A 12,344-nucleotide genomic window follows, 5' to 3' on the forward strand; every position below is an offset into this window, starting at 1 on the left:
GTTCATGCGGTTTCCGTAGGCAGTGCTGCCATAGCGACTTGAACAAGTCAGTGTGAAAATGAGCTCATTAGCTAATGAGCTGTCGAGGCACACACTACAATTTGGCTGCCCATAAATGAAAAAACCAAAAGCAATTCATCACTTTTGGTTTTTATGTACTTTCTTACTGATGTTTACTCAATGAGGCTAGCTCTCTTTAGGCTTAACAATCAACACAATTCCTTCGACATCTACGACTTTAACCACAACATCGGCTTCTAGGTTTTGCTGGCATTTTGCTGTCCACGTCGTATCGCCGAGCTGTAATCGAAAAGTTGCCCCTTCTTGAACGCTCTCTTTAAGACGAGCTGTTTGTCCGATCAGCTGTTTCTGTTTCTGGTTCAGATCACGAGTCTCGTCACCATCGTGGTCTGATTTAAATTGTTTACGCCACCATAACCAAGTCGTGACGAGTGATAAACTTGCAAAAGCCATCCACTGCAGTTGCCAACTGATGGGGAGCATCGTAAAGATAAGGCCAACGATGAGTGCGGAAATACCTAACCAAAGAAAATACCCAGCAGTTCCAAGCAGTTCCAATGCAACAAGCACTAAGCCTAATGCGAGCCAGTGCCAATAATTCATTTGTTGTATTAGCTCTATCACGTTAGGCCTACTTATCTTGTGAGGATTTTAGGTTGAACATTTCAGCAATGCCAGCAACCGAACCCATCAACCCAGTTGCTTCTAATGGCAGCATGATGATTTTGCTGTTCTCTGCTTGACCAATGGCTTTAAGTGCTTCGGTATATCCTTGAGCGATAAAGTAGTTAACCGCTTGCATGTCACCTTGCGCAATCGCATTCGAAACCATCTCTGTCGCTTTGGCTTCTGCTTCAGCAGCGCGTTCACGTGCTTCTGCTTGAAGAATTGCCGCCTGCTTTTCACCTTCAGCTTTAAGTATTTCAGACTGCTTTTGGCCTTCGGCGCGTAAAATTTGTGCTTGACGTACGCCTTCGGCTTCTAACACTTCAGCACGTTTATTTCTCTCCGCTTTCATTTGCGCGTTCATCGCCGCGGTTAAATCCGCTGGTGGTTGTACATCTTTAATTTCGATGCGAGTGACTTTTACACCCCAAGGGTTAGTCGCCTGATCGACTATCGATAACAATTTAGTGTTGATCATGTCACGCTGGCTGAGCATTTCATCCAGCTCCATCGAGCCCAGTACGGTACGCATATTCGTTAGAGTTAAGTTGCGAATGGCGTGTTGTAGTTCGCTAACTTCATAGGCGGCTTTCGCAGCATCAATCACTTGCACGAAGCAAACCGCGTCGATAACAACATTGGCGTTATCTTTGGATATCACTTCTTGTGCTGGGATATCAAGCACCTGTTCCATCATATTAATTTTTTGTCCGACGCGATCAATGAACGGAATAATGATATTTAAACCGGGGCGTAGGGTGTGTGTGTAACGTCCAAAACGCTCTACTGTCCAATTGCTCCCTTGTGAAACGGTTTTCACAGCAGAAAAGATAAATGAAATAACGACGAATACAAATATGCCAACGGCGACGAGTGAATCAATAGCCATAACGGTTCCTTTTTAGTATTAAATAATCCTAATGTTGATGTTCCTTTCTCTATTGAAACGGCCGCTGTGTTAGCTAAGTTCGTTCACCCCAATCATAGAGCTTATTGTGCTTATGGGGATGAACTCACTTGCCGACTGCCGGTATCTCCAAGTCATTTGGATATAGGAGCGATTCTCATCAACGTTTGAGCTTTGTTATTGATCATTCTCTATCAGTTATCGATATGGAACAAATGAAATAATGAGATTTGATACTGGTTTTTTAACAATCAAAGCAGAACGTTTCCAGTTTAATTGCTTGATATTATTAATATAATAGTGAATACAGCTTTCTGCGATAGAGACTTGCCACACTATTTCCTTGTCCAAGCGCACTTAAAATGTCCATAAACACTTTTTTGAGCCCGCCATCGAGGCAATTGAGGTCGCTTTGTAAAAATGACCATAACATATCGAGAGCTTCTTCATTACGGTTAACTTGATGATATTGAAGCGCTAACTCACTTGCTATGTGAGCGTTGTTTGGCTCAGCGGAAAAAATCTCTTCTAATGCTTGAATCTCTGGGCTGTCAGCGGCTTGCTTGTGCAGCTCCAGTTTGGCGATTAAGCCTTTGTAGTAACCATCTTGATACTCTAGTGGGATGCGTTCCAGTTCTGTTTCTGCCGCTTCATACTGCTGAGTTTCCAGAAACACATCAGCGAGGGCCAGTTTGACCTCTGCTTTTGCTTTCATATCGTCAGGTAGACTTAGTAGCAAGGGTAGTGCTTGTGAATGTTGTGTTTGCTCTATCAGTGTTAAGGCTTGCTGTAGCGCAACTTCATCGTGGCTTGGCAAATGTTTGCTTAACATTGCATTCACTGTTTCTATGGTCTGAGCACCTGCTAAACCGTCGACCGCTTGACCATTAATAAACAGAGCGATTGTTGGCAGGGCTTGAACACCAAATTGTGCTGCCACTTGCTGTTCTTGTTGGCAGTTAAGAAGAGCCAATGTGAATGCGCCACTGTGCTGTTGCGCTACGCTTTGTAATTCAGGAATGAGTTGTACGCTCTCTTGATTCATGGGTGCCCAAAAATAAAAGAGAATAGGAGCCTCAACTGAGCGTTCGAACACCTCTCGAAAGTTGTGCTGATTGACCTCAACGATGTAAGGTGATTGCATGATATTTTCCTTGCGATAATCAAGTTTATAGTCTTAGAAATAGGGGTGAAAATTGGAATATCAAGGGCAAATGAAAAACGCTACCGTTAAAGTAGCGTTTTTTATCTCTCAAAGAGAGGGCAAGCAAAGGTGTCTATAATATTAAAAATAGTGTCAGCGCAACACCGACACTGAGCCAATTTAATTGGTGTAATGTCATATTCGTCGTACCACATGTAACGCTTTATATTAGATTAACTGGGATATCCAGAGTTGTATCATGTCACATGAATGTTACGAATTAATGACAATTAAGTTGATTGTGCTACTTTATGCAACCGTCGGTTTATCCACTGATAAGTATCGCTTTTGTCATTATCGTATACCTTGCTATTCACAAAAAATATAGGCCAGTTTTGGTTAAGCACGATGTTGTAATATATTTTTCAACGCAGGTTCTAGGTGTGAAAACTGGAAGTGAAATCCTAGCTCGGTTAGCTTTTTAGGTTTTGCTCTAATACTATCAAACAGTAAAACAGCCGCTTCACCCATTGCAAGGTTTAGAACCCATTTGGGAGTGAATAGTATATGTGGTCGACGTAATGTTTTCGCCAATAGCTGGCTAAAATGCTTATTAGGTACGGGATGTGGAGCACAGAGGTTAAAAGCACCTTGTGCATGTGGCGTGTCTAATAAATAGGCTATCGCTCGTGCCATATCTAATAAGTGGATCCATGGCATATACTGTTCACCCTTACCAAGAGGGCCGCCCAAGCCTAAACGGTAAGGTGGCAGCATTTTCTTTAAAGCACCACCATCGCTAGCGAGCACGATCCCCGTACGCAATAGGCACACTCGAGTTTTTTCTGATTGCGCTTGGAGGGCGATGCGCTCCCATTTTTCGCAAACGTGATGAGGAAAACTTTGTTGGTGCACATGTAATGTTTCATCAAACGGATGAGACTGTTGGTCACCATAATAGCCGACGGCCGATCCACTGATGAAAACGGAGGGGGGTTCAGTACTGGCATGGATGAGCTCAACTAACCGCTCTGTTATTTCCCATCGACTAGCGCAAATGATCGCTTTTTGCTGTTTGCTCCAACGTTTGTCGGCGATTGGTTCTCCTGCAAGATTGATAATGGCGTCAAATTGATTCGCGTCTTTTAAACTCGCTAGGGAGGTCAGGTAGGTGATACTACCTTTGTCTACATGGGCGAGCTGCTGCTTAGCTCGCTCTATATCGCGCGTGAGGAGGTAGATATTGTGCGTGAAAATCTGTTTCATCAGCTCTTTACCGATAAAGCCAGTCCCTCCCGTTAATAGTATTTTCATGTTTCTACCTCATTGGTCTGTGCGATATCACCTAAATGGTGGTGATGAGAACGATAGCCATGTTGGTTAAGTGACGATGCTTGTTTGCCATCTAACCTAATATAGGAAACTTATTTAGTATACGTGAATTGTTCGTGGTGATAAATGACAATGTTTATTCATAACTCGAGATGACGAAGTGTGCTGAAATTCGTACAATCTATAGCTCCAAAATACGGAGATAAAAGTATGAAGTTGTTTTTTGCTTCGGATTTACACGGTTCACTGCCTGCTACTGAAAAAGTGCTCAGTCTATTTGAACAGTCAGGTGCAGACACTTTAGTACTGCTAGGAGACCTTTTAAATCATGGTCCGCGTAATCCTATACCTGATGGGTATAATCCGACCGCAGTGGCGGAGTGCTTGAATCGATGGGCGCCGCATATTGTGGCGGTCAGAGGCAATTGTGATAGCGAAGTCGACCAAATGCTGCTCGACTTTCCGATGATGATGGATTTTTGTTGGGTAGTTTTGGAGTCAGGAACTCGTTTTTTCTTAACGCATGGCCATCAATATAATGCTCAAAATAGGCCACCATTAAAAAAAGGTGATGTTTTGATCCATGGCCACTCGCACATCCCTATGGCGCAAGGTCAAGATGATGTCATTATTGTCAACCCGGGGTCCGCGACCTTTCCACGTAATGAATTTCCCCCAAGCTACGCTATTTATACGGATGGATTATTTCAAGTAATGGGGCTAGAGGGGCAAGGACTGGCACAATATCGTTTAGCGACTAGCTCTTAAACTGGTCGCTATCTGATTTACCTGTTGTCTGAATGACCCAGATCTCGCTCTGGGTCAATGATATCTCGGACTCGTTGCTTAAGAACCTTTGCTTCAGGGAAACCACCATCATGTTTACGTTCCCAAATACGTTGTCCATTGCACATGATTTCAAATCGTCCCCCTGTATCAGGGTAGAGACGCACAGATTCAATTTCTTCACTAAAAGTATGCAGTAACTCTTGGCTTAGCCAAGTGGCTCGAAGCATCCAATTACATTGGCGGCAATAGTAGATCTCAATATTGGCTTTTTCCATGGTGTACCTTTTGTGAAGAAGTAAGGGCCATACGCAACAAAGGATCTTTTCGACCCTTCATTGAAGTTACAGATTACTCGATGGCTAATTGATGAACAGCACTGTCGAACCATGGCTTAGGCTGGTGAGCAATAATGTTTTTTCATTGACGACATCAATACGTCGGCTTTGTTGAGCATCCATCTTGAAAAATTGAGTAATCAGTTCTAATTGCTCAGGGGTAAAGTCCTTACTTTGACTAGAACTAATGTTTTTAAATTCGCTAGGCGATATCAATAAGTAGCTATCACTGATATCCCAGGTGCCGGTTTCTGAGATATTAATGAAACTTTCACTTTCACCACCCACGGCGAATAACTTCACATTTGACATTCTAATATAAGTACCGTTAGGTAAATATTTTACATTCGAATTGACATCAACCCGACGGATTGGCCCAACAGAATCATTCTGTTGACTGCGTTTTACCACAGTGACCATTTTAGATTGCCATTCTTGCGCCGTTAGGATTTGTTCTATTTTTAAATCACTGCCCCAGTATAACCAACTACTGAATAGTGCAGAGATAGCTAAGATGAGGGTTGCCACTTTTGGATTCATATTTATGCCCTTATTTACACACGTTGGCCAAATCATCTTGGTTAGCTAAAATTCGTAAAGTGACATTTTCACCCGAGAACTCAGAATTATGGATGTAATTCAATACGAGCTGATTATTTTGACCACCAGTCGCAATCACCTGCTTAGGTGCCAGTTCTCCAGTATGTGATTCATTGTATTTTTTTACGCATTTTTCAATAGAAGGTAACCATTTGTTTAGGTCTGGATGATTTATGGGCGTATTCACAACTATATTGTTATAAACCGCAATCTGTTTAAATTTTGATTGTGCAGGGCTAGTTAATAGGAGAGCCAGGATAGGTAAGAAAAGAGCCACAACCAACATCAATTTGCTTTGCAGTGTTAACTTTTCTCTCCCTATTTTTACTTTCGCGAGTGGATCTGTCGTCACGGTTCGGGATGTTGTCTCTTCGGGTAGCGAAGTGGTATCCGCGTCAATGTCTTGGATAGACTCACTGGCCAGTAACGGTTCCTCTTCAGGCTCGTTGGTGGTGTTTTTCTGTGAGTAGGGGGTTGCTCGAGTCACCGAGGCGATCATTTGATAACCTCGTTTCGGCACGGTTTTGACGAATTCTGGTGATTTGGTTTGATCTTTCAACATCTTACGAAGTGTTGAAATCGCTTGAGTTAAGCTTGAGTCATCAACTTCAAAACCTTGTTCACGCCACACAAACTCATGCAGTTCATGGCGTGTAATCACTTCATTTGGGCGTTCACAAAGTAGAAGTAAAATTCGACTTTCGTTACTACCAAGGCGAACAGCCTCTTGTTCGTTTTCTTGTTCAAGCAAAGAGTTACTATTGGGATCAAACGTGAATCGGTTAGCAAGGATGAATTTTGTGCCTATGTTACTCATGATAATCTTCTTATTGTTGGCATGTTTAACCGTCCATCAACCTAGCCTGCTTGGGGAAGCAATTGATGAAACATTATGCTAGTTTTTATTTTCTTTGATAAAAATTACGGCAAGCATAATCAAAATAAATGAAAAAAACAGTGTTTTTATGATTATTGACCTTGAATTTACAATTGCCAGCCTCATCTTACTAGCAAATCATCCTTGGTTGCACACTCTGTGTGTGAATGAAAATAACTCAGATGTTATGGAGCTAGTATGAGCGAAACGGCTACTACCAATAAAGAAACTCGTGGTTTTCAATCTGAAGTCAAACAGTTACTTCATCTTATGATTCACTCTCTTTATTCCAATAAAGAGATCTTCCTTCGCGAATTAATTTCAAATGCCTCTGATGCTGCGGATAAACTTCGTTTTCAAGCGTTGTCTAATGCCGATTTATATCAAGGTGATGCCAACTTGGGCGTTAAATTATCGTTTGATACTCAAGCGAATACGCTGACCATTTCAGATAACGGTATTGGTATGAGCCGCGAAGATGTCATTGAACATCTCGGTACGATTGCAAAATCCGGCACAGCGGAGTTTTTCTCTAAACTATCCCAAGATCAATCTAAAGACTCTCAGCTTATCGGTCAGTTTGGGGTGGGTTTTTACTCGGCCTTCATCGTCGCTGATGCGGTCACTGTAAGAACTCGCGCTGCGGGTTTACCTGCTAACGAAGCGGTTCAATGGTATTCACAAGGTGAAGGTGAATATACAGTAGAAAGCATTAATAAAGAGTCTCGTGGAACCGATATCATTTTGCACATGCGAGAGGAAGGCAAAGAGTTCCTTTCTGAATGGCGTCTGCGTGATGTGATTTCTAAATATTCAGACCACATTGGAATTCCAGTTTCTATCCAAACCAAAGTTCGTGATGACGAAGGTAACGAGACTGAAGAGACCCAGTGGGAACAAATCAACAAAGCACAGGCGTTGTGGACGCGTTCTAAGTCAGAAATCAGTGATGAAGAGTATCAAGAGTTCTATAAACACGTTTCCCATGATTATGCTGACCCACTGGTGTGGAGCCATAACCGTGTAGAAGGTAAAAACGATTATACCAGCCTACTTTATATTCCAGCGAAAGCACCTTGGGATATGATGAATCGCGATCATAAATCAGGCTTGAAACTTTATGTTCAGCGTGTCTTTATCATGGATGATGCTGCGCAATTTATGCCGTCCTACTTGCGCTTTGTTCGTGGTTTAATCGACTCAAACGATTTACCGCTTAATGTTTCACGCGAGATTTTACAAGATAACAAGGTGACTCAATCATTGCGTAATGCTTGTACCAAGCGTGTATTGACCATGCTTGAACGTATGGCGAGCAATGATGCTGATAAATATCAAACCTTCTGGAAAGAGTTTGGTTTGGTACTCAAAGAGGGGCCTGCAGAAGATTTTGCTAATAAAGAGAAGATCGCCAGCCTATTGCGCTTCGCCTCGACCGAGGTTGACTCAGCAGAGCAAACGGTTAGTTTAGCGGCTTATGTTGAACGGATGAAAGAGGGGCAGGATAAAATCTACTACCTCACCGCCGATAGCTATGCAGCGGCCAAAAATAGCCCGCACCTAGAGCAGTTTAAAGCCAAAGGTATCGAAGTTATTTTAATGTTTGATCGCATTGATGAGTGGTTGATGAACTACCTCACTGAGTTTGATGGAAAAATGTTCCAATCCATCACCAAAGCAGGGCTAGATCTGAGCCAGTTCGAAGATGAAGCGGAAAAAGAGAAGCATAAAGAGACTGAAGAAGAGTTTAAATCGGTGGTTGAACGTACGAAGCAGTACCTTGGCGATCGTGTCAAAGAGGTTCGAACTACTTTTAAACTGGCAAGTACTCCAGCGGTTGTTGTGACCGACGATTATGAGATGGGTACGCAGATGGCAAAATTGCTTGCTGCGGCTGGTCAACCGGTACCAGAGGTGAAGTATATTTTGGAACTTAACCCTGAACATGCGTTAGTGAAACGGATGGCCGATGAAGCGGATGAACAAGTATTTGGTCGCTGGGTTGAAGTTTTACTAGGTCAAGCGACGCTCGCTGAGCGTGGTTCGATGGAAGATCCGTCACAATTCTTAACCGCAATTAATCAGCTTTTGACTAAGGTTGAATAGCTAACTGGCTAACAAAAAGCTCGCAACTGCGAGCTTTTTGCTTTGAATAGCGATTCTCTGCTGAGAACGAGCGATATTTTAGGCAAACTTGCAGCGAACATCCGGCCAAGATTATATTCTTTAGTCTTAATCTGGTTAGTCGCTTAAATTTGTATGTTAGAATGCATCGCTTGAATGCGATCGGTAAGCTGTGTATGTTGCTTGCCGAATTATTATTCACTCATCTCATTACCGTTATACCGAAACTTACCGTTGGTTTTAAGTCTCATCTGGTTGTGAGCTTCGGTATAAATCATAATTTTCTAAAGAGGATTAAACATGCGCATCATTCTTCTAGGTGCTCCCGGTGCAGGTAAAGGCACTCAAGCTCAATTCATCATGGAGAAGTACGGTATTCCACAAATCTCTACTGGTGATATGTTACGTGCTGCGATTAAAGCAGGCACTGAACTTGGCAAAAAAGCGAAATCAGTGATTGATGCTGGTCAACTCGTTTCTGATGAAATCATCCTTGGCTTAATCAAAGAACGCATCACCCAAGCTGATTGTGAAAAGGGCTTTTTACTCGATGGTTTTCCTCGCACGATTCCTCAAGCTGATGGCTTAAAAGCAATGGGCATTAATGTTGACTATGTGATTGAGTTTGATGTTGCCGATGACGTTATTGTTGAGCGTATGGCTGGACGTCGTGCTCACTTGGCTTCTGGTCGTACCTATCACGCCATTTACAACCCGCCAAAAGTGGAAGGTAAAGATGACGTAACAGGTGAAGATCTTGTCGTTCGTGATGATGACAAAGAAGAGACCGTTCGTGCTCGTTTAGGTGTTTACCACGAGCAAACAGCGCCACTGATCACTTACTACGGTAAAGAAGCACAAATGGGTAATACGAAATACCTAAAATTTGATGGCACTAAGCCAGTTGCTCAAGTTAGCGCTGATATTGAGAAAGCATTAGCATAATTGGCTCAGTATAGGCTTGTTAACTTTGTTATAGTGAAAGCGACCTAAAGGTCGCTTTTTTTATGAACTTTCCTGCCGCGAATTCGTACTCAATAATTAACAATGAAATGGATGAATGGAAGTAATGCAAAATAATCAAAAACAGGGTGTGCTATTGGTTAACTTGGGAACGCCGAGTGAACCGACGGCATCGGCAGTAAAACGATTTTTAAGCCAATTTTTACATGACCAACGTGTGGTTGATATGAGTCGTTGGATCTGGTGTCCATTATTACATGGTGTGATTCTTCCGCTGCGAGCCCCCAAGGTTGCTAAGTTATATCAATCTGTCTGGATGGAAGAAGGCTCTCCTTTGATGGTGTACTCTAAACGCCAAGTGCAAGCGTTAGAACAGTATCTCGGTACACCAGTGGAACTTGGTATGACCTATGGTTCACCAAGCCTTTTAGAGGGTATCAACACATTATTGGAGCGTGGTGTTGAAGGGATTGTGGTGCTGCCTCTGTACCCTCAATATTCTGGTACTACTACGGCTGCCGTGTTTGATGGCCTTGCCAAAGCGATGAAACGTATGCCTGTGACGCCCAATTTACGTTTTATTCGTGATTATCATAATCACCCTGCTTATATACGATCTTTGGCGAGTAAAGTCCGTGACTCTTGGCAACGTAACGGGCAAGGTGACTATTTGCTTTGTTCCTACCACGGTATCCCTAAGCGATACGCCGATAACGGTGATATCTACCCACAGCATTGCCAAAAAACCACAGAACTTTTGGCACAAGAACTTGGTTTGAATGCTGACCAAATCGGCCTGACCTATCAGTCTATTTTTGGACGTGAAGAGTGGCTACAGCCTTATACGGATAAAACATTAGAGGCTCTGCCAAGCCGCGGTATTAAAAAGTTGGATATCATCACTCCCGCCTTCTCGGTGGATTGTTTAGAAACCTTAGAAGAGATAGCTGAGCAAGGTAAAGAAACTTTTATTCACGCTGGTGGAGAATTGTTTACCTACATTGAGTGCCTAAATGATTCGGCAATGCATATAGAAATGATGGCTTCCTTAGTTAAGCGCTGATGAGTTGAATTCTTTTCTAGTACAAAAACGGTCACTATAGCGTGACCGTTTGTCATTATTATTCTTGAATTACTACTAGGTGTATTTGAAGCTAAACTAACTGAGCTTGTTGCTCTTCAATTTCTTCAGCGTAGCTTGTGGTTCTTTCTGCACCGTGCATCCAACGAACGAGTGTGTTAGAGCACAACAGTAAAATGACGCCGCCAATGGTTGCTGTTACTGCAATACCGCTGAAGATAGCCATCGCACCAAGCTCTCCCACATGAGAACCTACATGGCCTGCTACATAATTCGCGATTGCGTTACAACCGAACCATGCTCCCATCATTAATGAAGCAAGGCGTAGTGGGGCTAGTTTAGTGACAAGCGATAGACCAATTGGTGATAGACACAGTTCACCCAAGGTATGGAAGAAGAAGGCACCGACAAGCCATAGCATTGATGTTTTTACGGTAGTGTCACCACCTTGTTCCATAACCGCACCAACCATACATAGGAAGCCTAGGGCTAAGAAGAACATCGCTAATGCAAACTTCATTGGGGAGTTTGGTTCACGCTTGCCTAATTTTACCCATAATACGGCTAATACAGGGGCAAGAGTAATAATGAAAAATGGATTTAACGATTGGAACCAAGCGGCAGGTATCTCAAAACCGCCTATCATACGATCAGTGTATTGCTGCGTGTAAATGTTCATTAAACCACCAGCTTGTTCGAAACCCGCCCAGAAAACAATAGTAAACAAACTCATCACAAGGATAACTTTGATACGATCTACTTCTGCTTTCGTTAGTGGTTCCTTATTTGCTGATTTTTTCAGTTTTAGATCGCGCTTAGCTGCTGGTTCGCGGCCAATATTACCAAGCCATGATTGAGCCATTGCCATTTGCATCACAAGGCTGATCAGCATACCAATACCAGCGGCCACAAAACCTGCTTTCCAACCAAATGAGTTAGTAACAGAACCAGAGATCACACCAGCAAGTAGCGCACCTAAATTGATCCCCATATAGAAGATGGTGAACGCGCCATCACGACGGTTATCACCCTCATTATATAGGTCACCAACCATTGTTGAGATATTGGGCTTAAATAGACCGTTACCACAGATAAGCAGTGCAAGGCCTAAATAGAAAGTGTGTAGAGAGCCAATACCTAGTGCATCTGCAGGCAGTGCTAGCGTAAATTGGCCAATGGCCATTAACGCTCCACCCAATAAAATAGAACGGCGTTGCCCAAGGTAGTTGTCTGCAAGGTAACCACCAATAAGCGGTGTGATGTAGACTAGCCCTGTATAGGTGCCGTAAAGATCGAGTGCATCTTTAGTCGACCAACCTAGACCGCCATTCATCGTTGCGTCTGTAAGATAAAGTACCAAAATGGCGCGCATCGCATAATACGAAAAACGCTCCCATAGCTCTGTGCCAAAAAGTAAAAATAGGCCCCTTGGGTGCCCAAAGTATTGATGTTGGTTTGTCATAAGAATTATTAGTATTTGAGATGAGAAAAATTGGCTCTTCTCC

The 12,344-nt window shown here is 42.8% G+C and carries 12 protein-coding genes; 4 read left to right on the plus strand and 8 right to left on the minus strand.

What is annotated here, in order from left to right:
- Window positions 1–186: 186 nt before the first annotated feature.
- The 4 genes from PL85_RS02695 to PL85_RS02710 form a co-directional block, all read right to left on the minus strand.
- A complete protein-coding gene (locus PL85_RS02695; protein WP_115339629.1) occupies window positions 187–645 on the minus strand; it encodes an NfeD family protein in 459 nt (152 codons plus the stop codon).
- A gap of 7 nt (window positions 646–652) precedes the next feature.
- On the minus strand, window positions 653–1,576 hold the full coding sequence (locus tag PL85_RS02700; RefSeq protein ID WP_013857314.1) for an SPFH domain-containing protein: 924 nt from the start codon (window positions 1,574–1,576) through the stop codon (window positions 653–655).
- 307 nt (window positions 1,577–1,883) lie between these two features.
- Window positions 1,884–2,738, minus strand: a complete 855-nt coding sequence (locus tag PL85_RS02705; protein ID WP_115339630.1) for a thioredoxin family protein — start codon at window positions 2,736–2,738, stop codon at window positions 1,884–1,886.
- A gap of 399 nt (window positions 2,739–3,137) precedes the next feature.
- Complete coding sequence (locus PL85_RS02710; protein WP_013857312.1) at window positions 3,138–4,052, minus strand: TIGR01777 family oxidoreductase; 915 nt, start codon at window positions 4,050–4,052, stop codon at window positions 3,138–3,140.
- 228 nt (window positions 4,053–4,280) lie between these two features.
- Here PL85_RS02710 and yfcE point away from each other — a divergent pair, with 228 nt between their 5' ends.
- On the plus strand, window positions 4,281–4,838 hold the full coding sequence (yfcE, locus tag PL85_RS02715; protein WP_026027494.1) for a phosphodiesterase: 558 nt from the start codon (window positions 4,281–4,283) through the stop codon (window positions 4,836–4,838).
- 17 nt (window positions 4,839–4,855) lie between these two features.
- Here yfcE and PL85_RS02720 read toward each other — a convergent pair whose 3' ends face one another.
- From PL85_RS02720 to PL85_RS02730, 3 genes are all read right to left on the minus strand, one after another.
- Entirely contained in the window at window positions 4,856–5,134 is a 279-nt protein-coding gene (locus PL85_RS02720; protein ID WP_017045494.1) for an Rdx family protein, read from the minus strand.
- A gap of 84 nt (window positions 5,135–5,218) precedes the next feature.
- Window positions 5,219–5,734 carry a regulatory protein ToxS gene (locus tag PL85_RS02725; protein WP_026027495.1) on the minus strand — a complete coding sequence of 172 codons (516 nt, stop codon included), beginning with the start codon at window positions 5,732–5,734 and terminating at the stop codon, window positions 5,219–5,221.
- Window positions 5,735–5,744: 10 nt separating this feature from the next.
- Window positions 5,745–6,611, minus strand: a complete 867-nt coding sequence (locus PL85_RS02730; RefSeq protein ID WP_115339632.1) for a winged helix-turn-helix domain-containing protein — start codon at window positions 6,609–6,611, stop codon at window positions 5,745–5,747.
- A gap of 258 nt (window positions 6,612–6,869) precedes the next feature.
- On the opposite strand from PL85_RS02730, the gene htpG reads away from it, so the two are divergent.
- From htpG to hemH, 3 genes are all read left to right on the plus strand, one after another.
- Complete coding sequence (gene htpG / locus PL85_RS02735; protein ID WP_013857307.1) at window positions 6,870–8,777, plus strand: molecular chaperone HtpG; 1,908 nt, start codon at window positions 6,870–6,872, stop codon at window positions 8,775–8,777.
- A 318-nt stretch (window positions 8,778–9,095) separates the two neighbouring features.
- Window positions 9,096–9,740 carry an adenylate kinase gene (gene adk, locus PL85_RS02740; RefSeq protein WP_013857306.1) on the plus strand — a complete coding sequence of 215 codons (645 nt, stop codon included), beginning with the start codon at window positions 9,096–9,098 and terminating at the stop codon, window positions 9,738–9,740.
- Window positions 9,741–9,855: 115 nt separating this feature from the next.
- Window positions 9,856–10,821, plus strand: coding sequence for a ferrochelatase (hemH, locus tag PL85_RS02745; protein ID WP_115339633.1), 966 nt, complete (start codon window positions 9,856–9,858; stop codon window positions 10,819–10,821).
- 91 nt (window positions 10,822–10,912) lie between these two features.
- Here hemH and PL85_RS02750 read toward each other — a convergent pair whose 3' ends face one another.
- A complete protein-coding gene (locus tag PL85_RS02750) occupies window positions 10,913–12,301 on the minus strand; it encodes a peptide MFS transporter (RefSeq protein WP_115339634.1) in 1,389 nt (462 codons plus the stop codon).
- Window positions 12,302–12,344: the final 43 nt, after the last annotated feature.

This window comes from Vibrio anguillarum, assembly GCF_001989995.2.
Classification (GTDB): domain Bacteria; phylum Pseudomonadota; class Gammaproteobacteria; order Enterobacterales; family Vibrionaceae; genus Vibrio; species Vibrio anguillarum.

Bases quoted from the DNA above. Each gene is read 5' to 3' on its own strand.
- PL85_RS02700 (WP_013857314.1), bottom strand. From the start codon at position 1,576: ATGGCTATTGATTCACTCGTCGCCGTTGGCATATTTGTATTCGTCGTT.
- PL85_RS02705 (WP_115339630.1), bottom strand. From the start codon at position 2,738: ATGCAATCACCTTACATCGTTGAGGTCAATCAGCACAACTTTCGAGAG.
- PL85_RS02710 (WP_013857312.1), bottom strand. From the start codon at position 4,052: ATGAAAATACTATTAACGGGAGGGACTGGCTTTATCGGTAAAGAGCTG.
- yfcE (WP_026027494.1), top strand. From the start codon at position 4,281: ATGAAGTTGTTTTTTGCTTCGGATTTACACGGTTCACTGCCTGCTACT.
- PL85_RS02720 (WP_017045494.1), bottom strand. From the start codon at position 5,134: ATGGAAAAAGCCAATATTGAGATCTACTATTGCCGCCAATGTAATTGG.
- PL85_RS02725 (WP_026027495.1), bottom strand. From the start codon at position 5,734: ATGAATCCAAAAGTGGCAACCCTCATCTTAGCTATCTCTGCACTATTC.
- PL85_RS02730 (WP_115339632.1), bottom strand. From the start codon at position 6,611: ATGAGTAACATAGGCACAAAATTCATCCTTGCTAACCGATTCACGTTT.
- htpG (WP_013857307.1), top strand. From the start codon at position 6,870: ATGAGCGAAACGGCTACTACCAATAAAGAAACTCGTGGTTTTCAATCT.
- adk (WP_013857306.1), top strand. From the start codon at position 9,096: ATGCGCATCATTCTTCTAGGTGCTCCCGGTGCAGGTAAAGGCACTCAA.
- hemH (WP_115339633.1), top strand. From the start codon at position 9,856: ATGGAAGTAATGCAAAATAATCAAAAACAGGGTGTGCTATTGGTTAAC.
- PL85_RS02750 (WP_115339634.1), bottom strand. From the start codon at position 12,301: ATGACAAACCAACATCAATACTTTGGGCACCCAAGGGGCCTATTTTTA.